This window comes from Rhizobium sp. N731, assembly GCF_001664145.1.
In the GTDB taxonomy this organism is placed as follows: Bacteria; Pseudomonadota; Alphaproteobacteria; order Rhizobiales; family Rhizobiaceae; genus Rhizobium; species Rhizobium esperanzae.
In genome coordinates this window covers 391,315-416,208 of sequence record NZ_CP013604.1, presented here as the reverse complement: position 1 = coordinate 416,208, position 24,894 = coordinate 391,315, and the positions used below count along the sequence as shown (strand labels likewise).

Annotated in this window: 17 protein-coding genes and 5 pseudogenes; 9 read left to right on the top strand and 13 right to left on the bottom strand. The window is 54.5% G+C overall.

All coding sequences use genetic code 11. The features are described from left to right. Positions 1-30 precede the first annotated feature (30 nt). A complete protein-coding gene (locus AMK02_RS25170) occupies positions 31-516 on the top strand; it encodes a NifX-associated nitrogen fixation protein (RefSeq protein WP_004677039.1) in 486 nt (161 codons plus the stop codon). Between the two features lie 366 nt (positions 517-882). Here the strand turns inward: AMK02_RS25170 and AMK02_RS25165 are convergent. The 5 genes and pseudogenes from AMK02_RS25165 to AMK02_RS32380 all read right to left on the bottom strand — a co-directional run. Continuing rightward, a pseudogene (locus tag AMK02_RS25165) lies at positions 883-1,365 on the bottom strand (IS3-like element ISRel21 family transposase); the annotation flags it as partial. A 108-nt stretch (positions 1,366-1,473) separates the two neighbouring features. After that, on the bottom strand, positions 1,474-3,621 hold the full coding sequence (locus tag AMK02_RS25160) for a peptidase domain-containing ABC transporter (protein WP_016737350.1): 2,148 nt from the start codon (positions 3,619-3,621) through the stop codon (positions 1,474-1,476). Between the two features lie 27 nt (positions 3,622-3,648). Further along, positions 3,649-4,734: an HlyD family secretion protein gene (locus tag AMK02_RS25155; RefSeq protein WP_008533948.1), complete on the bottom strand. Its 1,086-nt coding sequence runs from the start codon at positions 4,732-4,734 to the stop codon at positions 3,649-3,651. Positions 4,735-4,848: 114 nt separating this feature from the next. Further along, positions 4,849-4,974 carry a hypothetical protein gene (locus AMK02_RS32500; protein WP_004676277.1) on the bottom strand — a complete coding sequence of 42 codons (126 nt, stop codon included), beginning with the start codon at positions 4,972-4,974 and terminating at the stop codon, positions 4,849-4,851. A gap of 432 nt (positions 4,975-5,406) precedes the next feature. After that, positions 5,407-5,699, bottom strand: a pseudogene (locus AMK02_RS32380) (Tn3 family transposase); the annotation flags it as partial. Positions 5,700-6,524: 825 nt separating this feature from the next. Between AMK02_RS32380 and AMK02_RS25140 the strand changes: the two are divergent. Continuing rightward, a protein-coding gene (locus tag AMK02_RS25140) for an IS3-like element ISRel21 family transposase (RefSeq protein WP_139052612.1) occupies positions 6,525-7,627 on the top strand; the annotation gives its coding sequence in 2 pieces (ribosomal slippage) (positions 6,525-6,786 and positions 6,786-7,627; 1,104 coding nt in all). Positions 7,628-8,024: 397 nt separating this feature from the next. Here the strand turns inward: AMK02_RS25140 and AMK02_RS31950 are convergent. Further along, positions 8,025-8,567, bottom strand: a complete 543-nt coding sequence (locus AMK02_RS31950; protein ID WP_011053486.1) for a hypothetical protein — start codon at positions 8,565-8,567, stop codon at positions 8,025-8,027. A gap of 354 nt (positions 8,568-8,921) precedes the next feature. On the opposite strand from AMK02_RS31950, the gene AMK02_RS25130 reads away from it, so the two are divergent. Next, complete coding sequence (locus AMK02_RS25130; protein WP_039752489.1) at positions 8,922-9,617, top strand: DUF6875 domain-containing protein; 696 nt, start codon at positions 8,922-8,924, stop codon at positions 9,615-9,617. An 85-nt stretch (positions 9,618-9,702) separates the two neighbouring features. Beyond that, positions 9,703-10,224 carry an aminoacyl-tRNA deacylase gene (locus tag AMK02_RS25125; protein ID WP_004677747.1) on the top strand — a complete coding sequence of 174 codons (522 nt, stop codon included), beginning with the start codon at positions 9,703-9,705 and terminating at the stop codon, positions 10,222-10,224. A 155-nt stretch (positions 10,225-10,379) separates the two neighbouring features. Here AMK02_RS25125 and AMK02_RS30805 read toward each other — a convergent pair. Continuing rightward, a pseudogene (locus AMK02_RS30805) lies at positions 10,380-11,124 on the bottom strand (transposase); the annotation flags it as partial. 900 nt (positions 11,125-12,024) lie between these two features. On the opposite strand from AMK02_RS30805, the gene AMK02_RS25110 reads away from it, so the two are divergent. Together AMK02_RS25110 and nodD3 are read left to right on the top strand one after the other, a co-directional pair. Then, positions 12,025-13,050: an LLM class flavin-dependent oxidoreductase gene (locus AMK02_RS25110; RefSeq protein ID WP_004677759.1), complete on the top strand. Its 1,026-nt coding sequence runs from the start codon at positions 12,025-12,027 to the stop codon at positions 13,048-13,050. Positions 13,051-13,201: 151 nt separating this feature from the next. After that, positions 13,202-14,110, top strand: a complete 909-nt coding sequence (nodD3, locus tag AMK02_RS25105) for a transcriptional regulator NodD3 (protein ID WP_004677763.1) — start codon at positions 13,202-13,204, stop codon at positions 14,108-14,110. Between the two features lie 408 nt (positions 14,111-14,518). Here nodD3 and nodD2 read toward each other — a convergent pair whose 3' ends face one another. Further along, positions 14,519-15,475 (bottom strand): transcriptional regulator NodD2, encoded by a 957-nt coding sequence (gene nodD2, locus AMK02_RS25100; RefSeq protein ID WP_004677768.1) that lies wholly within the window; start codon positions 15,473-15,475, stop codon positions 14,519-14,521. A 387-nt stretch (positions 15,476-15,862) separates the two neighbouring features. On the opposite strand from nodD2, the pseudogene AMK02_RS31480 reads away from it, so the two are divergent. Then, positions 15,863-16,031, top strand: a pseudogene (locus AMK02_RS31480) (IS3 family transposase); the annotation flags it as partial. Positions 16,032-16,142: 111 nt separating this feature from the next. On the opposite strand, the gene AMK02_RS25095 reads toward AMK02_RS31480, so the two are convergent. The 4 genes and pseudogenes from AMK02_RS25095 to AMK02_RS25080 form a co-directional block, all read right to left on the bottom strand. Beyond that, positions 16,143-17,732 (bottom strand): class I tRNA ligase family protein, encoded by a 1,590-nt coding sequence (locus tag AMK02_RS25095; protein WP_080956179.1) that lies wholly within the window; start codon positions 17,730-17,732, stop codon positions 16,143-16,145. A gap of 1 nt (position 17,733) precedes the next feature. Next, positions 17,734-18,063, bottom strand: coding sequence for a cupin domain-containing protein (locus tag AMK02_RS25090; protein WP_004677772.1), 330 nt, complete (start codon positions 18,061-18,063; stop codon positions 17,734-17,736). Positions 18,064-18,084: 21 nt separating this feature from the next. Next, positions 18,085-18,864: a phytanoyl-CoA dioxygenase family protein gene (locus tag AMK02_RS25085; RefSeq protein ID WP_016737344.1), complete on the bottom strand. Its 780-nt coding sequence runs from the start codon at positions 18,862-18,864 to the stop codon at positions 18,085-18,087. Between the two features lie 81 nt (positions 18,865-18,945). Then, positions 18,946-20,231, bottom strand: a pseudogene (locus AMK02_RS25080) (lysine N(6)-hydroxylase/L-ornithine N(5)-oxygenase family protein). 764 nt (positions 20,232-20,995) lie between these two features. Here AMK02_RS25080 and AMK02_RS25070 point away from each other — a divergent pair. Beyond that, a protein-coding gene (locus AMK02_RS25070) for an IS3-like element ISRel21 family transposase (protein WP_139052612.1) occupies positions 20,996-22,098 on the top strand; the annotation gives its coding sequence in 2 pieces (ribosomal slippage) (positions 20,996-21,257 and positions 21,257-22,098; 1,104 coding nt in all). A 300-nt stretch (positions 22,099-22,398) separates the two neighbouring features. On the opposite strand, the gene AMK02_RS25065 is transcribed toward AMK02_RS25070, so the two are convergent. Further along, positions 22,399-23,313: a hypothetical protein gene (locus AMK02_RS25065; protein ID WP_010034735.1), complete on the bottom strand. Its 915-nt coding sequence runs from the start codon at positions 23,311-23,313 to the stop codon at positions 22,399-22,401. Between the two features lie 937 nt (positions 23,314-24,250). Between AMK02_RS25065 and nodA the strand changes: the two genes are divergently transcribed. After that, entirely contained in the window at positions 24,251-24,838 is a 588-nt protein-coding gene (gene nodA / locus AMK02_RS25060) for a nodulation N-acyltransferase NodA (RefSeq protein WP_004679687.1), read from the top strand. Positions 24,839-24,894 lie beyond the last annotated feature (56 nt).

The window sequence follows — 24,894 nt, the reverse complement described above, 5'->3', positions numbered from 1 at the left end:
CGCATCCAACACTCAGGAGGATTTTAACTGATGTCAAACGTCACCCCTGTCCCCAACAATGCTCGATTAGATGAGAAAGATGCTCTCGCCACGCCTTTCATTAAGTGCCTCTTGCGTCTGATGCGTGCTCAAGACACCTTTGAATTGTGGCAAGAGAAATCGGACACCGATTTGCTCTGTGATTTCATCGTGACGAGGCAGCAGCGTAGGGCGATTCCTCTCATCGGGGGACCTGACCTAGAGGTGCAGTGGCGGCTTGAGATCTTCTATGCCGCCGTAGCACTTGCTATAGAGGAGCAGTCCGGACTGATGGCGTCACCGGTGTTGACTGTGAACCATGAGGGATTCGGTCGGATATTACTCACGGCGGGGCGGCTCGTAGTACTCTCGAAGACGCTCCGCGACGTACATCGATTTGGCTTCGACAACCTCCAAAAGCTCGCCGAGGCGGGAACTGGCCTGGTCGATAATGGCTTAACAACAATTAAGACCTATTCAGATGTAGCGCGCGTTTAAGTGCGGTTGAAACGGCTCATATAGGGCGGAATTCTTCGCTAATCTGCCCAGCAATCAAGCAATCCGGGGGTGTGCCCTAGCGTTCTTGGCGCGGGGGGGGGCGACATGGAGGAACCTGCATGACAGTGCGTTCACTACTCACTACGGCTCCTCTTTGGCTCCGGCGTATCTCACAAGCACTGATCAAGCGACGTGTATTGGCTGCGCCCCTTGTTTTCTGGTCTGCCAGTGTTCGGCAGGAAGGTAGGTGGTTGGCCTTCAAATGACCTGTCACTGAATTTTCATCCGGCGTCTGACCTGCCACTGAGAATTTCTGAACCGCTCCCAAACGTTGGACCACCGGATGCTAGAGTTTTCCGGCTTCATTCAGGGAGGCGGGCTGGTTGCGCCTCCCGAATTCACCAACGAGATCGGCACCTTGTTGCCGATCGCACCATGAGGTCTTTCCTCATTGTAGTATCTACGCCAATCCTCCATCTTTTCGCGGGCATCCGCAAGGGTCAGGAACCAATGCTGGTTCAGGCATTCTGCACGGAAGCGGCCATTGAACGCTTCGATGAAAGCATTATCAGTCGGCTTGCCGGGGCGTGAGAAGTCCAACGTCACACCCTTGGAATAGGCCCGCAGGTCCAAGTCGCGCGACACGAACTCGGTCCCTTGGTCGACACGGATCGTTTTCGGATAGCCGGCTTTTTGGCACACCCGTTCAAGGGTTTGCACAACGTCTTCGCCTCTATAGCTATGACGTGGATCAAGCACCGGCACGTAGCGCGAGAAGGTGTCGACCACCGTCAGCACGCGCAGTTTCTTACCCGTTGCGAGTTGGTCGTGAACGAAGTCCATCGCCCACGTTCCGATCACCGCCGCTTCAAGTTCACAGCCGACAATGTTGCCATGCTGCTTAACCGTGACGTTCACAACCGTTTTCAATCCTCGAGCCGACAGGGCCTACACGGATCACGACCTTGGCGCCCGCCATAATCGAGCGTAAGGGCCATCAGTTCTCACTAGGTCAGCGTGCTTTCCCTCCTCAATGACCCGCCCCTTGTCCAGGACCACAATATTGTCCGCCCCACGAACGGTGCTCAACCGATGAGTGATGACTATGATGGTCTTCCCAGCGCGAGACAGATCCTCAACAACCCGCAGCACAAATTCTTCGGCTGCCGAGTCCAGAGAGGAGGTCGCTTCGTCAAGGATTAGAACGTCGGGATCCCGGTACAGGGCCCGAGCCAATGCGAGGCGCTGCTTCTCACCTCCGGAGAGGCGAACCCCGTTCTCGCCCAGATGGGCCTGGAACCGCCCGGGCCAGCGCTCGATGCACTCCCGCAGTCCTATTCGATCACAGATGCGTACGATCTTATCGAACTCCGGTTCGAACTCGCCCAGGGCGATGTTCTCGATCACGGAACCGGAGAAGACGTCTATCGATTGCGGTACTGCAGCCATGACCTTGTGCAGTGATGCGCTCGAGAAATCCTGGAGGGCATATTGGCCGATCCGAATGCATCCATCCTCAAGCTGGTAGACATTCTGCAGCAGAGCCGCAAGGGTGCTTTTGCCCGAGCCGCTCTCACCCACGACGGCCGTCAACTCTCCTTGGCGAAAGGAGACGCTTAGATCGCTGAAAACCTCCGCCTGCGCGCCATAGCGGAATGTGACGTTCTCCAGGCGAATATCTCCGAGATCGGTCTTCGTAGCATCGATGCCGCTGCTGCTTGCCGACTCCAGTTCAAAGATCTCGAAAAGTCTATCCGCCGCGATAAACGCGTCTTGAACGATCCGGTTGGTCTGGATCAGGCGGGCGACCGGCCGGGTGATATAGCCAAGCAACGTATAGCAGGACAGCAATTCGCCGGGCGTGACGGCCTGTTCGAGCGCAAGCGTGGTTCCAAACCACATCAGCACGATGGTGAACAGGACCGACAGCAACGTCGAGGCGTTGTCGCCGCAGATTGAGATCAGCCCGGAGCTGTAGACGGAATGCAGCATCTTTACGAAGCGGGTCTCCATTTTGAAGTTTGCGAAGCTCTCGACGCCGGAAGTCTTAATGGTGGAGACAGCTCCGAGTGATTCTACCAGTTGCGCCTCGAGTTTGGCGTCATTTTCCATGATGACTCGTTGGAGATTTCGATTCATCCGATTGATGGCCCAATATACCAGGATGTACATTGGAATGGCGAGCGCCACGATCAAAGCAATATTCCAGGAATAGATGAACATCATTGCGAACGAGAACAGTATCATTAAAATGTCAACAAACATGTTTATCGAAACGTCGTTCAGGAAGCTCCTGATTTTCACAGCGTCGTTCATGCGCGACACGATTTCTCCCATGCGCATGCTATCGAAGAACTTCTGGGGCAGGGCCAGGATGTGATTGTAATAGCCGAGGATCAAGCATACGTCGATCTTCTGCCCCGTCTGCAGGACGAGTCGGCCTCTTAGGAGGTTGATCAGGATCTGTATCGCTAGGATCAGCAGCATTGCGATGCTCATCAAGTTGAGCAGGTTGCGGTTTCCCGCTGGGATCACGTGATCAACGATCTTCTGAACGTAGATCGCCGTCGAGAGACTGAGGACGGTCGTCACAAGAGCGCCGACGAGAGCCTGCGCCATCACCGTGCGGTGTGGCGCGAGTAGGCGGGCGAATCGGGCGAGGGGCGACGTGGTCTCGTCTCGACGATTGAATGTGTCTGCCGGAACCAGCAAAACCAGAACGCCGGTCCATTGCTCCATGAATTCCTGATGCGGCACTTTGCAGATTTCGCCCAAGGCCGGGTCCATGACGATGACCCACTTGGCGTCGATCGCATGGACCACTACGAAATGGTGCAGGTCCTCCTTGACGACGTGCGCGATAGCGGGCTTGGGGATCTTGTACAGGCTGTCGAAGCCACCTTTGACGCCTTTCGCGATGAAGCCCAGCTTCTGCGCCGCTTCCGTGAGCCCCAGCACACTCGTACCGGAGCGGTCGGTCGACGCATACTGGCGGATGCGCGCCAATGGCAACTTGTAGCCATAGAAGGCTGCGACAGATGCGAGGCTGGCGGCGCCGCAATCCGTGATGTCACGCTGTTTGAACTTAATGGCCTTACTCGACATGGAGGCTCGCTGGCTGTTGGGACAATATTAGCGCCCCGCCAGCATCGGGTTGAGCCAATCGTCTGCCTCGTCGTAGAGCAGTTGCAGGAGAGTGCGATTGGCCAACAGAAAGCGAGCCCGCACGGTCATGCCTTTCTTCAGGTGGCCGATGGCCCCGCTTTTCAGCGCGAGTTCGCTGCGAGAGAGCGCGCACTGGACCTTGAAGACCGGGTTCCCGTCATGCAGAGTGAAATCCTGCGCCACCTCGACCACCCTTGCTTTGATGACACCCCATTGGTTGTAGTTAAAGGCATCCACTTGGAGCCGCACCGGCTGACCAGGCTGCACAAAGCCAATGTCGTTGGGGGAGACGTAGATTTCCGCCACCAGATCGTCGTTCGGCGAGATCCAACCAACGGTTTGCCCGCTCTGCACGTAGCTTCCGTGCGCGAGGCCGGAGAACTGCTCGAGAGCACCCGATACTGGGGCGCGGATGCGGTGCAGGTCCCGTTCGTGCTCGAGCTGATGCAAGGTGGCCGTGAGTTCCTTTAAGCGCAGGTTAGCATCAAGGAGCTTCTGGTTCCAATCAGCGGTTTTGCGTCGCACGAGGATCTCGCCTTGGACCTCGATATTTTGGAGAGCGAAAGCCTTCTCGTCAACGGTCTTCGCCGGCGCCGCAGCAGCCGAGACAAGTCGCTTTGCGCGGTCGAGTTCCGCCGCGGCGTTACTGCGCGCATTTTGGTTCTCGCGCAGCAAGTTGAGAAAATGCACCCTTTCAGCCGTCGCGGATTCGGTCTGGAGGGGGGGCGAGACGCTGAGCCTTGCGCCGGAAGAAATCAGCGTTTGGAAGTCATGGGCAAGATCGCTCTTGGCATGAATGTCGGCTAAAACCCCGCTGAGCTTTTCCTCGATTACATGATCGTCAAAGGCGATTATTTCCTTCCCCTTAGCAACGACATCGTTCTCAAAGGCAAGGACACGGGAGATGCGTCCGGAGACGGGCGCTATCAGGGGCGTCTTCTCCACGATCGGGCGAATAGTACCGACACTCTGCATGGAGACCGGTATGGTAACGAGTGGCAGTGAGCCAAATGCCGCGGCGACGAAGAGCAAGATCGCCCTATAAATGCTCAAGGATCGTCCTGATCGTCGCGCCAGTATGCTTTCTGCGGTGCAGCTGGCCGTTTCAGCAGAAAGGGGAACTGCTAGTCTGTAGTCACTAGGAGCCATCGAGAGCCAGCTCGCTTATCAACCAAACAAGTGTCCGTAACGTCGCAAAAACAAGTAAACCCAAAAATACCAACCTCCGGAGGTTTCAGCTGCTTCTTGAGGGGTTAATTCGGTTACACGATAGGCTGCCATGTTGTTCATCATTGGTGTCTCCGTTCAGAGCTGGATTGAGAAGATGCCAAGGTCCCCGTTGGGAGCTCCTAGCGGCGCGCAACAAAAAGGTTCAAGATTCGTGCCAATGCAGAAGGAGCGAAAAGCATCAGAAAACTGTTCTGTATGTTATTCAATGGCTGCCCTAGAGCGCCGAGACGTGCCAAACCGCACATCACGCTGTCGCAAGCACGACAAACCGAGTAGGGTTCTGAATGAACGTCCTGAACAGGATCGACAGCTCCAAAGTTCGGTGGCGACGGTACAGTTGAGACTCGGCGCTCAGTAAGCGCGCCCCCATCCGCGTAGCCCCCATCGAGTTTGCCGTCGATTTTTGTTGCTGCTGATTCACTCTGAAACCTGGTGAATTGTTGGTGGCCCTCCGCACGATAGTGGGCGCGGATGCGCCGCTTGGTGCCGCGGGCCGTCGCCTTGCGCTGTGGCGGCAAATAATAGGCCGTCGCTCGAAGCCGGAGTGCCCATGGATCGGTAACCCCGCCTGCGCCTCGACCACCCTGGCTAGCGCCCGGTCGTAGGCTTCGCTCTCGACATGCCACTGTCGAACACGGATTAACACCCACAAGGTGTGGGTGTCTGTGGCATCGGCCATCATGCGCAGGCCAAAGCTAGTCTCTTCTGCGAGGATGACGTTCATCGCAGGGCGCTCCTGTACGCAGATGACTGAATGCTTCGCAGAAGCCAGTCGCAGCATCCACGTCTGGACGTCGCCTTCGCAATCGAGCCGCCCGGAATCGTAACAGCCCGAGCTGGCGCGGCCAAGCTCGCGTAACCGGATGTCGAGGTGAGCTTGAGATTTGCCAGCTATCCTCCTGTCGCAACGGCCCCGCGAGACGATCGCTGTCGGCCACAGCCTGGGCCGGAACAAGTGCAGGTCTGAGATCGCCATAGCGTCGGGACCCGCCCAAGCATTGCCCAATAGGTCTCGTGTTTCTTTTCGCATCCGGTGGATCTTTTACTTGACACATCCGGCCATAGCATCTGCCAATAGGGACAAGGCCACGCCCTGGTAAACGTGAAATACGGCAGGATGCTAGGCCTTCAGGCCTACAGCCAGGTCTCGGATCGATACGGGTCGATCCGTCTGTCGTCCTCGTCGATCAGACGCTTGAGCCATTCCAGCGCCGCGATGGCGGACCCGATGTGCTGCATTGTTCCGGAATTCGAGCAGGCTCAGCAGCCTCGGCAACATGCGTGGATAATGAAATGCCGTAGGAGGAACGTGGCACCGCCTGGGCTCGCTGCTTAGGAACCGCCAGTCTTGTATTTGCGGACCAGAGCCGAAAGTATCGCCTGTTCGGCAATTTCGGCACCGCTCCGTCGAGGGCCTTGATCGCGGACCCGGCGATGCGAGCCAAAAGGCGCTCCTCGCTGGCCCCTTTTCAATTTCTTGGCGATCGAGGCGACGACCCTACGTTCCCATTCGCCACCATCTTGTGCACTTTGATCTGAACCCTTCAAACTGGACCAGTTTTGGTTAGAGTTTTCCGGTGCATTTTCCTGGCTGGGAAAGGGACCAGAAGACGATGAAAGCGTCGCAGTTTTCGGACGCTCAGAAGGCGTTCATTCTGAAGCAAGGTGATGAAGGCGTGTCGGTTGCTGAAATCTGCAGGAAGGCGGGGATCAGCCAGGCGACTTATTTCAACTGGAAGAAAAAATACGCGGGCATGCTGCCACCGGAGATGAAGAGGCTGAAACAGCTCGAGGACGAGAATTCGCGCCTGAAGAAGATCGTCGCGGATCTGACGCTGGACCGCGAGATGTTGCAGGATGTCATCCGCCGAAAGCTCTAAGGCCTGCTCGGAAGCGGGAGATGGTGAAAGGCATGTGCTGCGATTGGGCGATCTCGATCCGACGTGCTTGTGGAGCGTTGAACTTCGATCGATCAACTCACCACTATACCTCTCGCCGTGCTGATCAGGCCGGTCTGGAACGTCGTATTCGCGAGATCTGCGAGATCCGTGTGCGGTACGGCTATCGCCGCGTGCATGTGCTGTTGGAACGCGAGGGTTGGGGCACCAACATCAAGCGAACCTACCGCATTTACAGGGACTTGGGGCTACAGTTGCGGAACAAGACACCGAAGCGGGGGGTAAAAGCCAAGCTTCGCGAGGATCGGCACATGGCCGTCGGACCCAACGACGTCTGGGCGATGGACTTCGTTCACGACCAACTCGCAACGGGTAAGAAACTGCGCGTGCTGACGGTGGTCGACACCTTCTCGCGCTACGTGCCGGTGCTTGATCCACGTCATAGCTATAGAGGCGAAGACGTTGTGCAAACCCTTGAACGGGTGTGCCAAAAAGCCGGCTATCCGAAAACGATCCGTGTCGACCAAGGGACCGAGTTCGTGTCGCGCGACTTGGACCTGCGGGCCTATTCCAAGGGTGTGACGTTGGACTTCTCACGCCCCGGCAAGCCGACTGATAATGCTTTCATCGAAGCGTTCAATGGCCGCTTCCGTGCAGAATGCCTGAACCAGCATTGGTTCCTGACCCTTGCGGATGCCCGCGAAAAGATGGAGGATTGGCGTAGATACTACAATGAGGAAAGACCTCATGGTGCGATCGGCAACAAGGTGCCGATCTCGTTGGTGAATTCGGGAGGCGCAACCAGCCCGCCTCCCTGAATGAAGCCGGAAAACTCTAGCATCCGGTGGTCCAACGTTTGGGAGCGGTTCAGAAATTCTCAGTGGCAGGTCAGACGCCGGATGAAAATTCAGTGGCAGGTCACACTGTCTCGACCAAGAGATGGAGGACCGCGTCAGCGGTTTCCGCCTCGCCTAAAAAGATAGCGTAAATGCCAAGGTGATAAGGCTGAGGATGCCGCCGAACTTCCCGCGCAGTTTCTTGGCCGAAACGACGATACAGCCGCTCCCCCTAGCAGCGCCTGCACCGGCCGTCAAGCCGGTTAAGCGAAGCGGGTTACCTCGATGAAGCTTGTTTACGGAGGAAACATTTGATTGATGAAAGGATAAACGCGCGCGAGACCGGCTTCTTACTTTTGCTTTCCCACAATAAAACTCGCTAAAATTTCCTGGCTTTTCGATCGACTCTCTTTTGAGAGGAACCCACAGGTGCCCCAGAAGACGCTGGCGATTTATCAATAGATGAAGAACTTGCCGTTGCCATCCCTTCCTCAGGAAGCGTAGCTACTTGAGCGGCACTGTCAATCGCTCTACGGCAGTCATCAAGGAAGTCAGCTATATATTCATTGACATAGACAACCAACGGCTCCTTTGGAACAACAATCAGACGCCGTTTGTCCGTTTTATCCCGAGTGATGTCGATGAACCCACGCAAATGCGCTGCCTCGACATACTTTTGGCAAACAGTCTGGTTTTTGAAAGGCAGATAGCGACACGCCTGCATCTTCGTCATGGGTTTGTTATTGGCGTCCATATGATATACTTTAAGCATCAATCCAAGAATATTCCTCAGGAATAGTTTTTCTTCGGAATTTTCGCTAAAGAGATCTGACAAAAACGAGTCAATTTTCTCAAGCTTATGCTTTACGCCGACGTCGATCTGTTCTGGCGTATATATTTTTCTTCGTGTTGTCTTCGCCACGGCCACGCCTCTGCGCAATGGGTCGTTCTGTTTTCACCCAAAGCCTGTTACCGGATCCCATCGCGGCGACATTTATCATATGTATGTCTTCATAACTACGACGAATATAAGAATTTGCGGGCGGTCGTGAGACTAACCTTCATCGTGCACGAGCCCCCGCTCTTGTTTTCACATCCATTTAAAAAAACAGTTACACAAGTGTAACTACGAGTGCTATCAAAAATTCGGGAGCTTCGCTTCCGATGGAAGGTCGGTCTCTTGATTGGCCCCCGACCAGCTCGCCCGCCGCCCGAGCTGGCATGCAAGAGCCCGACCTTCCGTTTTGCACGTGGCTTTTCGAACCAGGGATCCGAAATGAATAAAGAGATTTGGAAAGATTACAGCCAACCTTTCGGGACGATTGGTCCATTGATGACAGTGGGCGAAATTCTGGAAAAGAATATTGATGCGGGATACAACGCCTATGATGAGTATGCAAACGCAGCTCTTCAGAAATTTGCTCGGTATGCCTCAGAATTCCTCTCCAATCCACATCCTCATTTAGGTCGGGACGGGAGCGTTTGCCCTTTCGTTCCCGAGGCTCTGACGAAGGGGCTTTTACGGGTTGCCGCGTCGCAAGCTGTTGCAGTTGACGAAATCGAAAACGATTTGGCGCGTATGCTCGCCGTCTTCAGCCAGATGAAACCCGTAAAGTCCTTCAACGATCGAACGGGCGACTGGATCTATAAGGCCATTATCATTGCCCTTCCTGGAATACAGGATGAAGGAGAGATCATCAGGATTGGTCAACTGCAAAAACGGCTGAAGCCCGACTTCATTCAGGAAGGTTTCATGATCGGTGAATTTTATCCAGGTTGCCCGGAGCCCGGTTTGCACAACAGGATGTTTCGACCGCTCGACACAACGGTTCCAGCCTTGGCTATTCGGCATATCACCAAATATGATGCTCCTTTCATGCTCGATAGCGATAAGTGCCTGGAGGCTTACTTCAGTATTTTTGGGAACGAGGGTCGCCGCCGCATTAGGCAGCTTTTTGAGCGAACCGCCTGAAACTTACTCGCAAGAGGGCTGTACTCGCAGTCGCTGAAACAGCTATCCTCGATCGTCCTACCAGGTGAACCGGAAGGAAACGACTATGTTGGACGTTCATCCGAACGTACTTGCTGAACTGCACCAGATCGGAGCGTCGACGGTACGATTGTGGCGCTATAGTGAGTTCGCCACCCCTATTACATCTCCTTCCGATTTAGCCTCTGCTATCGGCGTTCCCGTGGGGCGCGTTGCAAAGACGATGATTATTGCCGAGCAGAAAGCGAACGATGTGATGCGCCGGTCTCATCCTGCGCGCCACCTTTGTGCCGTTTTGCTGCCATCACCTTCAAAGATTGACATGAAAGCGGTTGCTGGCACGTATGGATGGAAACGAGCCGAGCTTGCTCAGAAAGAACAGGTACTCGATCTCTTCGGCTACCCGTCAGGAAGCGTATCACCATTCGGTCTCCAGAAGATCGCTGTACTGATCGACACCGCCCTTTTTTCTTATCCTACCGTAGTCACAGGTGCGGGCAAGGTTGGAGTCGAGCTTGAGATCGACACAAGCATGCTTTGGAAGATCGGGCAGCCGTTACAGACGCGTGGACGGGCCAGTCAAACCTAACGCCTCGTCACCTTTCATAGAGATGCCGTGAGGTAGGTTATTTCTTCGGGAAAGGAAATGCGGTTCCACGTAACGGCGCCTCGATTAGAGAATGAGGGTTCAATACGTATGTTGCGTAATCGGACTCATAGTGCGCACTATAACGAAAATCGTCACACCCGTCCCAACGTCTGCACGACATCTTCACCTCGATAGCTGTGAGGCGGATCAAGCGCGGGAACATAGCGTGAGAAGGTGGCGACCACCGTCAGGACCCGCAGTTTCTTTCCGGTTGCGAGCTGGTCGTGCACGAAGTCCATCGCCCACACGTCATTTGGTCCGACAGCCATTTGCCGATCCTCGCGAAGTTTCGCCTTAACACGGCGCTTCCGAGTCTTATTCCGCAGCTGCAGTCCCAAGTCCCTGTAAATGCGATAGGTTCGCTTGATGTTGGTGCCCCAACCCTCGCGTTCCAAAAGCACATGCACGCGACGATAGCCGTAGCGCACCCGCGCTTACAGGTCTAGACCGGCCTCGGCGCGGCGAGAGATGTAGTGATCGGTCGACCGATCGAAGTTCAACGCGCCACAGGCACGCCGGATCGAGATCGCCCAATCGCGGCACATGACACCACCTCCCGCTACCCCTCAGGCCTTAGAGCTTTCGGCGGATGGCGTCCTGCAGCATCTCACGGTCCAACGTCAGATCCGCGACGATCTTCTTCAATCGCGAATTCCCGTCCTCAAGCTGCTTGCGCCTCTTCATCTCTGGCGGCAACATGCCGGCGTACTTTTTCTTCCAGTTGAAGTAAGTCGTCTGACTGATCCCCGCCTTGCGACAAATCTCCGCGATCGAGACGCCCTCATCACCCTGCTTCAAAATGAACGCCTTCTGAGCGTCCGAAAACTGCGATGCCTTCATCGTGTTCCGTTCCTTTTCCCAGCCAGGAAAATGCACCGGAAAACTCTAACCAAAATTGGTCCAGTTTGAAGGGTTGAGAGCAATTTCCCTATCGTAAAACCTGTGATCCTATGAAGTTAAGATGGGGAATGTTAAGGACATACAACAGCGTGCACGAAAGACGCGGAAGCCAACTGCGTCACATCTATTTCTGGTATCGGCGCTGTTGCGCTGCGGCCAAAACCGCACTGGCTCCTGATCCTTCCACCTTCGGAAGGGGCCGTGATCTCGCCTGGGTCGACCGTATGCTAGTTCGATCAGCAACCCTTTGACGGTGAAGATTCCTGGTTATTCACCTGGTGGATCAATGCCATACAAACAATCAATTTTACGAAGCCATGGGATGTTATTAAACACCTCGATTATGAATTGGGGACCCCATGATGTTGCTCCACCGAGAGCAGCCGAGGGCAAGGTCACAGACCTGGCCGGTAAATGGAGACGAACATGGCCAACGTGGAACTGCAGAAGGCGCTCTCGTCTGCCAATCAAGCGCCGAGACATAGCTCTGGGTCCTTTCTTCGCCTACTGCAGGAGCCTCGTCGCATTAAACCGAATACCAGCTTTAACACATTTGGGTCGCCACAAAAGCTGAACAACCACTATCCGATCTTGCCAATCCTTGGCTTCTCAAAAGTGAACGGAGCTGTGGGTATGCGAGATGGGGTGTTACCCACCGCGAAGTCATACATGAATACGAATGATTCAATGTCATTTCAACGTGAGCATTATGATTAGCTCATCGGCGTCAGCATCGTTTTTTAGAACCAGCAGCTTTTCGATGATTCCTGGCGAAAGACATCGGGGCCACCCTCCGGTCTTGGTCACCGAAAATTCGCCGCCAAACTTGGAGACATTTAAATGACAAACTCTCTTCCCGCAAAGCTGATGGTTGGTATCTTCGACCATTTGGACGAAGACGGAAGGGAGATTGGGCGCCAGTATGAAGATCGGATGAAGTTGGCAGAGGTCTGCGATCGCCTTGGCTTTTATGGATATCACGTCGCAGAGCACCACTGTACTCCCCACGGCAGAGGACCTTCGCCGAATCTATTTCTAGCAAGCGTAGCTCAGCGCACGCAGCATCTTCGTCTCGGTCCTTTGGTTATGCTGTTGAACCTTTATCATCCGTTACGTGCGTTTGAAGAAATTTGCATGCTGGATCATCTGAGCGGTGGCAGGCTCGAGTTGGGCATGGGGCGCGGCTCCTTACCAATCGAATGGAGCTTTTTCGGTATTGATGAGGAGGTGGCGACATCGCGCTATCTCGAAGCCAGCGAGATCGTCATCCAAGCGATGAAGGAAGGAGCTCAGGCTCTTTCCTACAAAGGCGACCACTTTGAACTAGACAAAGTCCCGTTGATGTTGCGGCCACACCAACGTCCTCAGCCTCCGACATGGATTACAACCAGTCGTCCTGAGGTTGCGCGCTGGGCGGCTGAGAACGATACAAATCTTGCCTGCGGGGGCCCTGCTTCTGCTGTTCGCCAGATCACTGATGCCTACCGAGCACACGAGAGACGTACCGCCGGGGGCAGGAAACGGGCGCCGTTCCTTGGGTTGGTCCGAATGGTGGTGGCCGGCAGCACGACGAAGCATGCCATTTCGCTCGCGGCCCCGGCTTATCAACGGTGGCTTCGGAGCTTTAGGTTTCTGTACGAGATTAACGGGATACAGACTCCTCAGAACCTCCCGCCGGATTTTGATGCAGCAGTAGACTGTCAGTTGTGCGTAGTTGGTACTGCTGCTTCAGTTAGGCAAGATCTTCTCGATCATGTCGAGGAAGCAGGTGCTAATTATCTTCTTTGCCAGCTGGCGTTTGGTGATTTGCCATTGGAGGCTTCCTATTACACTGCAACGAGCGTTCACTCTGGAGTTATGGCTTAATCTGGACTGGCCTCAGGTTGCTTTCCGATCACAGAGATTAAGTCTCTGTGGCCGCGCCCTCAAATCGATTGAGGAGCGCCAAGGCGAATTCAGCCATCGCCGTAGGAACAGCCATTGTGGAATGGGCTGCACTATTGGATAGTTAAAAGATATGCGATTTAAGGGCCTCGATCTAAATCTCCTTGTCGCGCTCGATGCACTAATGATTGAGCGCAACCTTACTGCGGCGGCACGTAGCATTAATCTGAGCCAGCCCGCAATGAGTGCAGCCGTCCGCCGGCTCCGCTCCTATTTCCGCGATGAACTATTTACGATGCGTGGTCGTGAGTTCGTTCCAACTCCGCGTGCGGAAGACCTCGCGCCTGCGATTCGTGAGGCTTTACAGCATATTCGGCTCAATATCATACCCTGGGATAAATTTACTCCTGATCAATCAGATCGTCATTTCCGAGTAAGCTTATGCGATTTCGTTACAGTTGTTCTTTTTCAGAAGATACTGGAGCGTCTTGCGCGGGAAGCACCCGGCATTAGTTTTGACTTGCTGCCTCTTACTGACAATCCAGACGAGCTATTGCGACGCGGCGACGTAGACTTCCTTATTAGCCCACCGCTATTCATGTCGAGCGCGCACCCTAAGATAGATCTATTTCAGGAACGACTGACTTGCGTCGGCTGCAGTAATAACAAACAACTTGAGGAAGCCCTTACTGCCGAGGAGTATTCTTCAATGGGGCACGCGGTAGTTAGGTTCGGTCGGACGCAGCAGCCTACCATAGAAGATTGCTTCTTGCAGGAGCATGGCCTCAAGAGGCGGGTCGAAGTCGTTGTTTCAAGCTTTAGCATGATCCCCGCCGCCCTAATGGGCACCGATCGCATCGCAACCGTTCCGTTACGACTAGTTGGGCTTTTTGAGGACACGATACCATTGCGGATGACTGCGCCCCCGATAGCGCTGCCGACATTCACCGAGGCAGTCCAATGGCCGGTACTTCACGACAAAGATCCGGCAAATATCTGGATGCGAGATATAATGGTTCAGGAGGCAGCGCGATTGCCGTGACCATCCTGAAACCTAGGAAGCTGGGCTGCATTGGGAGCGACGACCCGCGACGCGGCCGATTAGCTGAAGACGGCACCACCTGTGAGTGACCCGCAGGCCATTTTATCGACGAAGCTGAGCGCTACGTCCGTCGCCGATCGGCCGCCCTTCGGACCATTGCGCGACGTGCTGTCTAGCACCTTCGGCGGCAAATCGAAGGGTGCTGGGGGACCACAATTGCTCCGCACCGCAACCCGCCGCTACCGCCGCAAATACAGCAACCCAAAACCGTCGGAGCGAACTCAAAACTGGATAAGACTTGGGGGCAAGGTCAGCGGCCTTCCCCGGATGGATACCTTTGAAAAGCCTCTTTGGTGGCTGTTGAACTTATTCGGGCTCGGGCGGATCTTACTCAAGCAGGAACCTTGGTCAGGAACCGGATTGTTGTAGCAACCCATGTATTTTAGGTGCGTTGGAGGACATCATACGGGAAGCTTCCTCAACCAATATCTCCCTGAACCAGATGCTCCCTGGATCGGCATTATGGAGCGCTGGCCATTGAACAGCTTCTGTGAAGACGGGGAGCGGTAACGGAAGGTTGATGATCCGCAAAGGGAAAGTACTTTCGTAATGCTCGACTAAGCGAAGCGGTAGGTTAGCTATGCGGTTCGTGCCACGCAGGACTGGTGGTATTAAGCTAAACCCTTGCACGACGACCTCCACCCGCCTCTGAATACCATTCTCGAGCAAGAACCAGCCCTCGACCGATGGCTTCAAAAAGCGCCCAAACGCGGCAGCGACGTGTCCCGTGGAGACATATTGCTCGATCGTCAGCGCTGAAGGTAGGTCCACATTTGTCGAACAGGCTACACATACAAACTTCTCTGTGAACAGTTTTGCGCTCGGGTGTGCGCCCGAGAGAAAAAATTCAGGCACGATGAGGAAGTCGACGTCACCGCGGCTAAGCATCTCGTACGGATCACTATCCAAAGGCAGCAACTCAAAGCTGACTGCGGGCGCTTCTCGAGCAACTCGCTCAATGATTTTATTGAAGTATATCAGCATCATGAAATCGGACAGAACTATTCTAAAGCATCTGTCAGACTTCGACGGGTTAAACGGCTCCCAAGAGATGATTGAGCATTGTACCTGCAAGAGAGTTTCACGCACTGCCGAGGCAAGTCCTTCGGCACGGGGCGTCAGCCGAAGTTCTCGACCATTCATTGTAAACAATTCGTCGCGGAAATAGTCCCGAAGCCTACCAATGGCGGCACTCATTGCTGGTTGACTTAGATTGATACTACGTGCGGCAGCCGTTAGGTTGCGCTCGGTCGTGAGCGCATCCAATGCAACGAGCAGGTTTAGATCAAGGCCCTTGAAACGCATCTTTAGTCACATCCAAACAACGGATATTTTATATCCAAACAATCGATTTTTCCAGTACAGAACCTTCCAGCATAGAGCCAATGAAGGTTCGTCAAAAAGGCTTAGGTTAGTTTGGTGATCAATTAAGTAGGCCGCATAGTTACGATAGACGTTATAGTTGCAGATAGTCCACTTTAAATATCGAATGGCACCTTAGCAATAGGCGATGTGGAGCGGCGTCACCGAGCGACATGAAATGCTAGTGAACGGATGGGCGGAAGTAGGTTCATCATATCGCGATACCGGAGAGGCTTTGCCGTACGCTGGCTATCGACTGGCGGGCTCCTTCTGTTTGGAAGCATGTTCAAGATATTGGTGGCGTGCCAGTAATTTGTGATGAAAAGATCAACGCGCCTGAAGGCGCTTGAGGAAGAGAACGCCACACTGAAGAGACTGCTCGCCGAGCAGATCCTGGATACGGCCCCACTTCCCGAGCTCCTTAAAAAAAATAGAAAGGCCCGCCGCCAAGCGCGACGCCGTCGCACGCCAGAAAGCCGTCGTGGGCCTTTCGGAACGAAGTAGGTCGCCCGACTGCCGCCTTGCGTTCTCCGCTATCGAGATGCCGTCATCCGGTCGGCGTCCGCGTTACTCGCCTCGGGATCGTCAAAGCGGTTGCCGTCATTAAAAGCTAAGAATTCGGCCGGACTTGCCTAAATCGTCTTTCATAAGCCTCTATGAAGGCTTCCGGAATCGGGTCGCTAAACAATGGGAAATCAACCGGTTTGCGTAAGCCGGTGCTTGGCCGGATAGTGCCGCCATCGAGCCCCGGCCGCCATCCGGCTCCGAAAAAGAAAGCACCATACCGCGCCGCAAGCATCGGGGTCACAGGATTAAGAAGGCTTAGAAATACGGAAACTTCCGCTGCGCTGACTGAGGTATCTGCCCTTGAAAAAGACGCAACGTCGAAAAAGGCGTCTATGGCGTCCATGGCATCCCAGACGCGCAAGTCCTGCACCGCTTCGGAATATCGTTTAACATTGTGGTTCTGCTCGACTGTCAGCTCGTCGGCCGTCAGCGTCTCGTTACATCCGGCGTACTTGCGCAAAGCCGTTTCGAAAGCACGAATTCTAGCCGCGGTCTGAAGCAGCCCCTCGATCAGAAAATCGTTGTCGTTTGCGCCAAATGGCTTGGCGATGCTAGCCAAATAGTAGCGCAGCACGTTCGTGTCGATATCTGCTGCCACCTCGTCAGCCCACACAGCGTGGTCACGGCTAGTAGAAAATTTCGCGCCTTCGAGCTTATAAAAGTCCTGAATTGCATGGTTGTATGGAATCGCATAACCGCGCGAGAACAAACTAGCAGTAACGCCGATCGTGTAATAAAACCGGTTATCCTGACCCATGAAGAATACGAGTCTCGTGCTCGCGTTGCGCATAGTGTCATCGAGATCTGCGCCATTTTGCTTGCAGAGGCGTTCGATTCCTGTCTCGTAGCACCACAATCCTTCAAACCAAGTCATTAAAGTTTGGCCTGCCACCTCCACCGGGGAGTTCAAAGTCACACCACGGTCGAAATGCCGCGACATCGGCAATGCCATCAGTTTTGACCGTAGCCAGTCAAGTTCTTTGCGCTTTATGGATTCCGGCCATCCGCTCGCCTCAATGGCGTGATCGAGCCCCGGAGCAAATTTTTCAAGCTCAAAATGAACCTGTCGAATCGGGCGCAAGATAAGGCTCTGGCCGCATGTCGTGTGAATCGGGTTGCGTAGTAGATTGTGTTGCAGCGCCGAGCCGCAATCTTCGCAAAGGTTACTATCTGTTGGCGCGTTACAAGCTGGACACTCTCCGACCGCGAGTGAGTCTGCGGCGAACTCTTCGCACGTCCCGCAATACAGTTGCTCTCCGTCGCGCAGCTCAACGTAGCCGGACGCTCTCAGTTGGTCGTAGATCGCCAAGCTGCGGTCTTTGTGGTCTTCGCTTGAAGTCCTTACAAATACGTCCGGTTCAATATCAACTGACCGCAGACACTGCAGAATTTCTTCAATGTGCATGTGTGCGACGTCATCAACCGGCCTGCCAAGCTTTCGGGCTTTCACCAGCGTGTAAGTGCCATGTTCGTCCGCACCTGTCACGTGATAGGCCGCGTTGCCTACCATGCGGTGGTAGCGTACGAACACGTCGGCGAGAAGGTACACGCCACCTATATGCCCAAGATGCAGCTTGCCGTTCGGGCACGGCGGCGCCGAGCAGGCAAAAAAAGTATGTTGGTTTGCTCTCAATTCAATCCCACCATATCGAAAGGAACTTTAAGCTGGTTTGAGGGCTGCTATTTTTGATCGCGTGTTTTTGGTGCGGCGCTATATAGACCATCGTGTCCCCACTGACTGCGGAGGTTTCTCCATCGGATTGAAACACGCCGCTGCCCGAGATCAATACCCAGAGTTCGTGCTCTGGGTGCGAATGAAGATCGACCGCATCGCCAGGTACCACCTCCACAATCGATGTGCCGAAAGCCGTTGCGACTGCCTGCGGTAGATGCTCAAGTAACCGGCACACCAGAACGCCATACTCCTGGCGCATGATTGAGCGGTCGATCTGTTTCGTATACATGTTTGCCTCTGTCCTCTGCCTTCAATCGCGATAGAAAATGCCGTTCGGCGGCTTGAGCTCGTCGATGTTGGAGACCTTGCCCTCGGGAGGGTTGTAGGCGCGTTTCAGTTTGTTGTATTCGGCCCTCGTTGGCCCACCAGTTGAGGCACGCTGGAACACGAGATAAATCACCCTTCGAGAATTTTCACTTTTGTTGGGCTTTGAGTAATGTGGGGCATAGTCGTCAAAGATGAAAATGTCACCGGCCTTCCACGTTACGGGCTCCCAGGCCAGCCTGTCCGCGACCTCGGGGTACATTACGCCGCCGGCGTCCATTGGGAACACGCCCTTTTTGTGGTTCCCGGGGCTGAAGAAAAGCCCTCCGTTGTCTGGGCCGGAATCGTCGATGCCTATTGCAACAATCGCGTGCACCATCCGGTCTGGTAGCTTATGTGGGATATGGTAGATGTCCTGATGCGGGCGATAGCCGCCGCTGTCGGAGTACTTAAAGATCAGCAACTCTTTGAGCATGCGGGCATCTTCCCCCAGTAACTCTTCGACGATCGACTCGATACGGTGGTCAGCCAGCAGTAAATCACGCACGGGGGCGTTAAATTCGAGGAAGTTCTCGACCTTCGAAATGATCCTCCTACCGTCAGTTGTTTTTTCGAACCATATCAGCCATTTGTCTTCACTTGTCTCCCAGCACGAAACATCAGCCACAAGAGCTGAAAGTTTATCTCGGCTTTCTAGATCGAGAAATGACTCAATCCTAATGTATCCAACGTCATCCCATGTTGATTTTTGTTCTTTGGTTAACATGCGTAACTCCTTTTTAGATTTAAAGCCGCCTGGTAAAGCTGCGTCGTGAGCAGGCGCCCCGAGCTGCACTGCACTGGAGTGTTATCTTGCGTTTTGTGTCTCTTGAGCGGGAAGTAAACCTAGGCACCCAAGGATCGGCCGATCTGGGACGTTCAGATAGTATTCACGCCGAAGCAGGCTATTGATGATGCGACCGTTTCGGTAGGCGACGAGCGATAGATTCACACTCTGCAAGCCACTTTGGACTGGGGATCGGTTTTGCAGATATACCTGGCCGGGGGCGTTGTCCTCGAATTGAACGGAGTAATCGTCCTTCACGACCGGCAGACCGCCTTCCATAGAAGCGGAAGCCAATAGGCGATCGATAAACGCTAGCGGGCGAGGCTCGAAACCGGTGGCGAGTACGACCCGATCAGCCACTACAGTCGGTCGCTGACAGGTGCCGTGCGAAGCCAACAGCGCGTGCCAACCGTCCGCATGAGGAGACAACTCCTTCATGACGACTGCGGGTAGCAGTTGAATGACATCGTCAATATTGCCAGTCGCGCTGCGGTGATAGATAGTTTCGTAAATGCGGTTGCTCAATTCTGCTGAAATGCCGTCACTGGTGAGTTTTTCGTCGTCGACAATAGTGCGACGTTTTTTAAGTGGCAGCGAATGAAAGCGCTGGCTGTAAGACGGCGTGTATGACACGTTGATAAAAGAGCTGTCATCCCTCGTGAACAGGTTCCGCGTGACGTCACCCATGTAATTTTACCGATACCCGGACTGCCCAATAGGTGTTCAACAACCTCCGCACCGCTCTGCCCCCCACCAACGACTAATACGCGTTCACCGATGTCGATTTGTGGCCGATCCAGATAGCTCGCCACATGGTAGACCTTCTCGCCCAGCCAAGGTTTGGCGCATTCGGGAATTGTTGCAACGACACCGACGCCAATCGCAACTGAGCGTGCATGGTAGTGATCTCGAGTCGTCGTCACGCGGTAACCCTCGTCTAATCTGGTTACGTCGGTAACCTCCTCCCCAAACCGGAGTTGTGGCAACTGATGCGCAACCCATTGGAAATACTGTGTGAACTCTCTTCGCGACGTGGTCGCGTCGCACCGGTTTACGAAGCTGTACAGCCGTCCATGCACCGCGAGGTAGTTGAGAAACGAAAACGGACTGGTCGGATCTGCAAGTGTCACACAGTCCTTCAGCGGAGATACCTGCAGGCGACTGTTGGGCAGCAGCAGCCCAGGATGCCAATCGAAGCCGCTTTCCTTTTCGAAAAAGGCAGTGCGCAGCGGCGTCGGACACGCGAGTGCTGCAAGACTAAGATTAAAGGGTCCGATGCCTATACCGATGAGATCCAGCACTTGCATAAACACACTTCCTTTGGTTGGGCGGGCACGTGGGCAGCGATACGGAAATCATTATTGAAGGACGTCTGTCTCCTACACCGCCCTCCACAATGTCTGACTGGCGATTGCGATGTTGAGAGCGACCAGACCCGCCATCACGAGCATGGCAACGTCGATGCCATAAACAGCAATTAATGTGCCACCGAGATACGGGAATTCGAACGAACCCACGAAAATAAGCGAGTGTAAAGACTTGGGAGGCCGTTGAGATTGACAGACCACGTTCGCCAGCGAGGTTCACCACCATCGCATTCAAGGTCGAATAAGTGAGACCGTAGCCTATCGCAAAGAGAACGGTGGCGACGACGTACAGCAGCTCGCTTCCCGGGTTCAAAACCAAAAGTCCGATCCCAATCAGTGTCGTCACGAAGAGGGTGAGTGCTAGGCGCCCAAGCGGCAACTTACCGATCATACCCGCGACGGAGAATCGCAATGTGACAGTCGTGACGGTGAATGTCAGAAAGAAGACATTCGGTGAGAGTCCGCGCGTTTCGGCATATATGCTTTGAAACGTGGACAGGCCTGCGAACGTACAAGCACCGATCGCCAACATGACCACCGGCAACACCGTTCTCCCCCACAAAATAGACATGGTCGTCGGATCGGATAAGCGACGGCGCTGGTAGAAAGTTGCGGCTGATGCTGATCTGAACCCTTCAAACTGGACCAATTTTGGTTAGAGTTTTCCGGTGCATTTTCCTGGCTGGGAAAGGGACCAGAAGACGATGAAAGCGTCGCAGTTTTCGGACGCTCAGAAGGCGTTCATTCTGAAGCAAGGTGATGAAGGCGTGTCGGTTGCTGAAATCTGCAGGAAGGCGGGGATCAGCCAGGCGACTTATTTCAACTGGAAGAAAAAATACGCGGGCATGCTGCCACCGGAGATGAAGAGGCTGAAACAGCTCGAGGACGAGAATTCGCGCCTGAAGAAGATCGTCGCGGATCTGACGCTGGACCGCGAGATGTTGCAGGATGTCATCCGCCGAAAGCTCTAAGGCCTGCTCGGAAGCGGGAGATGGTGAAAGGCATGTGCTGCGATTGGGCGATCTCGATCCGACGTGCTTGTGGAGCGTTGAACTTCGATCGATCAACTCACCACTATACCTCTCGCCGTGCTGATCAGGCCGGTCTGGAACGTCGTATTCGCGAGATCTGCGAGATCCGTGTGCGGTACGGCTATCGCCGCGTGCATGTGCTGTTGGAACGCGAGGGTTGGGGCACCAACATCAAGCGAACCTACCGCATTTACAGGGACTTGGGGCTACAGTTGCGGAACAAGACACCGAAGCGGGGGGTAAAAGCCAAGCTTCGCGAGGATCGGCACATGGCCGTCGGACCCAACGACGTCTGGGCGATGGACTTCGTTCACGACCAACTCGCAACGGGTAAGAAACTGCGCGTGCTGACGGTGGTCGACACCTTCTCGCGCTACGTGCCGGTGCTTGATCCACGTCATAGCTATAGAGGCGAAGACGTTGTGCAAACCCTTGAACGGGTGTGCCAAAAAGCCGGCTATCCGAAAACGATCCGTGTCGACCAAGGGACCGAGTTCGTGTCGCGCGACTTGGACCTGCGGGCCTATTCCAAGGGTGTGACGTTGGACTTCTCACGCCCCGGCAAGCCGACTGATAATGCTTTCATCGAAGCGTTCAATGGCCGCTTCCGTGCAGAATGCCTGAACCAGCATTGGTTCCTGACCCTTGCGGATGCCCGCGAAAAGATGGAGGATTGGCGTAGATACTACAATGAGGAAAGACCTCATGGTGCGATCGGCAACAAGGTGCCGATCTCGTTGGTGAATTCGGGAGGCGCAACCAGCCCGCCTCCCTGAATGAAGCCGGAAAACTCTAGCATCCGGTGGTCCAACGTTTGGGAGCGTTTCAAGACCGCCGAGGCTCTAATCGCCGCCGGATGAAAATTCAGTGGCAGGTCATTTGGTCTCGATGTTGCACAAGGAGCCAATTCCAGCGGCCACGAAGTACTTGGTATGCACCCGTGGGAACAACATGGGCGCTTCAATTGAACGGAAACTCAAATTTATGGCTGGCTCTGACAAATTACGGACGATCAGCGATAGTTCGGGTCTCCAGCGGGATTGCAGCATGAGGCCGGCAGTCAATACCAAAGGACATTACTGCGACTTCGCCGAATGCCGGTAATAGACATCCGCCAGAATGTGGTGGTCATGGCGGTAGACTTCGGCCATGATATTATAGAGGCTTGGATCGTGAGCCTCGAAATCTTCTGATGTGGCAATGGTGAGATTGCCTCGGCTGTAAGCCAAGTTCGTATTGAACCAAAATCGCGTGCCCTCGGCCCAATACTCATCGACGTTGTTCTCCATATAGGAACACGCCCAGAGGCCTTTCTCGTAGGCGTGCGAATAGGCACGTTCAACTCGTGCAACGAGATCAGGATCTACCGTGCGCAGCGCGTTGAAAATATTATGTGAGAATTCGTGAACAAGAATGTTCCCGCCGTAATACCGCGTGCCCGGCACGCCCATCAAATTCTCCACAGCTCCCGTCGTGTAGAGCCCGCCCATGCCGCGCGCCCTTTGTGCCCAGTAGTCTCGGGCAGTCATCTTGCCGATCGTGTTGGCGTAATCCCGCCGCTCGTCAGGGGTGAGACGTGGATCATCGGGAAGAGGCTTCTTCCAATCCCGCTGCTCGGGAATATCAGTCGTCGTCTCGTCAATTGCCATGACGCCCACCCGCGCTCCAGCCTGGATTAAAGCATCGCGGACATCACGGCGTTCTGACAACATGTAGAGGACAATGTCACGTGAGATCAATAGTGCCGTGTCTGGAACCTTGTTTGACGAAATAATAGGTATGCCCGCTGCGTCAGCATATTTGGCATAAAATGGATCCAGATTGAGTGATGTCGGTGGGCTGCGAACTATGAAAGTCTCGAAACTCGATACATCAGCCGCGGACAAAGGCGAGTCAGATAAGACATTCTCAGCGCCGCCGAGTCTGCCTGCGGATGCAGCAAGAAGGTACCCACCGCACAACACCATCCCCATCGAGCATACATCCATCATCGTGACCTCTCGTTAACGGCTGTCTTTCGTGAGACGACGCAACAACCGTGCCAGTCACTAAGTATTTCCTCGGGGGCTCATCGGCGCCGCCGGCTCTGTACCAGACCATGTGCGTGACGATCGGCATCCGGTGACCAGGGTATGACGATCACCTCATACCGTTATCTAGGAGAAAATTGCGATCTCGCGGCCGCCTCGCCAGTCCTGGGAGGCGTTTGCTGTGTCCGGGGTCCTAAAAGCTTGCACCGGAAACGCACTGATCTGCGAATCCATTCCTGTACCCATCATCTTCTCCCGAGGTCGGGATCGCCAGGCAAGTATGTCCTCTGGCAATCTTCGCCGATACCCAGCGTGCCGGTCCATGGGCTGCGATAGCCAAAGCGAACCAGGGCGTTTTGCGAGGGGAACCCCTTTCAGATTCAACAGGAGAATGCTGCTGCCTATCGCCGCGTCCCATTTTGTGTGGAATCAGACTGTCGCAAACCGAACATTCCGAAAAAACCCCTCCGCCAGGTCGGGTCGTTCGACGACTTTCGACGCCGGGATAGACCAGCCCGGTTCCGCCGAGGGTTCTAATGTGATCTCGACAATTTGCCTGATTATCGCCGAAAACGTCTTTGGCTTGCTTCTGCCTGAGTAGCGAGCCTCTCAGTCATGGTCAACTTTTCAGTTCAATGTCCTGGATGCCTGATCAAGATGATCCAGCATGATGGACAAGGCGGCATGTTCACGAAGAAGTTGGAGCCCGGCCGCTTCATCTGGCGTCGGCAGCCGATGGCAGGCCGATTGATTGGAACGCATCCATTGGACGGATGAGTTCCATCCAAACAAATGATTTCACCAGCTTATACCAGTGCCATTAGAAGCGCCCCAACGAGTGCGTATCAAGTAGTTGCTCTGTCGACGCCTGGACAGAGTATTAAGTGGAGGTTTAGGTATGAGCCCTCAGGTGCGGTGGAAAGTGTGCTGGGAAAACGAGTTGGAGCTCTCTGACCACACGGAGCTCGCAGATTTCTTTCGGAAGACCTATGGGCCAACTGGAGCTTACAACGCCCTTCCATTCGAAGGTGCTCGTAGTTGGTCAGGAGCTAGGCCCGAGCTTCGCGTAATAGGCTATGATGCGCACGGTGTGGCCGCTCACATGGGGTTGTTGCGTCGTTTCGTTCGGGTTGGCGAGGTCGATCTACTCGTATGCGAGCTTGGATTGTGGGGCGTGCGTCCAGATCTTGAGGGGTACGGCATTAATTCGATGCGCATTGTTTACCCAGTGCTGCAGCAACTTGGCGTTCGGTTTGCGTTCGGCGGTGTTCGGCAGGCGTTGCGCAACCTTGTTCTCAGGCTCTGCCGAAATGGTCTTGCGACGGTTTTGGAAGGGGTACGCGTGCGATCCACCCTTGCCGATGTTTATCTCAACCTCCCGCCGACGCGCTGTGAAAACGTAATTTTGGTAGTATTCCCAATAGGATGCTCAATGAGTGATTGGCCATCGGGGACCTTGATCGAGCGGAATGGCCCTGAGCTATGAAAGAGCATGGTCCCATAGCTGAAGTTATCCGAAGAGACGGTGGCGGCCCAGTGATC

Coding starts and splice junctions, on each gene's coding strand:
- AMK02_RS25170 (WP_004677039.1), top strand. CDS start 31: ATGTCAAACGTCACCCCTGTCCCCAACAATGCTCGATTAGATGAGAAA.
- AMK02_RS25160 (WP_016737350.1), bottom strand. CDS start 3,621: ATGTCGAGTAAGGCCATTAAGTTCAAACAGCGTGACATCACGGATTGC.
- AMK02_RS32500 (WP_004676277.1), bottom strand. CDS start 4,974: ATGATGAACAACATGGCAGCCTATCGTGTAACCGAATTAACCCCTCAA.
- AMK02_RS25130 (WP_039752489.1), top strand. CDS start 8,922: ATGAATAAAGAGATTTGGAAAGATTACAGCCAACCTTTCGGGACGATT.
- AMK02_RS25125 (WP_004677747.1), top strand. CDS start 9,703: ATGTTGGACGTTCATCCGAACGTACTTGCTGAACTGCACCAGATCGGA.
- AMK02_RS25110 (WP_004677759.1), top strand. CDS start 12,025: ATGACAAACTCTCTTCCCGCAAAGCTGATGGTTGGTATCTTCGACCAT.
- nodD3 (WP_004677763.1), top strand. CDS start 13,202: ATGCGATTTAAGGGCCTCGATCTAAATCTCCTTGTCGCGCTCGATGCA.
- nodD2 (WP_004677768.1), bottom strand. CDS start 15,475: ATGCGTTTCAAGGGCCTTGATCTAAACCTGCTCGTTGCATTGGATGCG.
- AMK02_RS25090 (WP_004677772.1), bottom strand. CDS start 18,063: ATGTATACGAAACAGATCGACCGCTCAATCATGCGCCAGGAGTATGGC.
- AMK02_RS25085 (WP_016737344.1), bottom strand. CDS start 18,864: ATGTTAACCAAAGAACAAAAATCAACATGGGATGACGTTGGATACATT.
- AMK02_RS25065 (WP_010034735.1), bottom strand. CDS start 23,313: ATGATGGATGTATGCTCGATGGGGATGGTGTTGTGCGGTGGGTACCTT.
- nodA (WP_004679687.1), top strand. CDS start 24,251: ATGAGCCCTCAGGTGCGGTGGAAAGTGTGCTGGGAAAACGAGTTGGAG.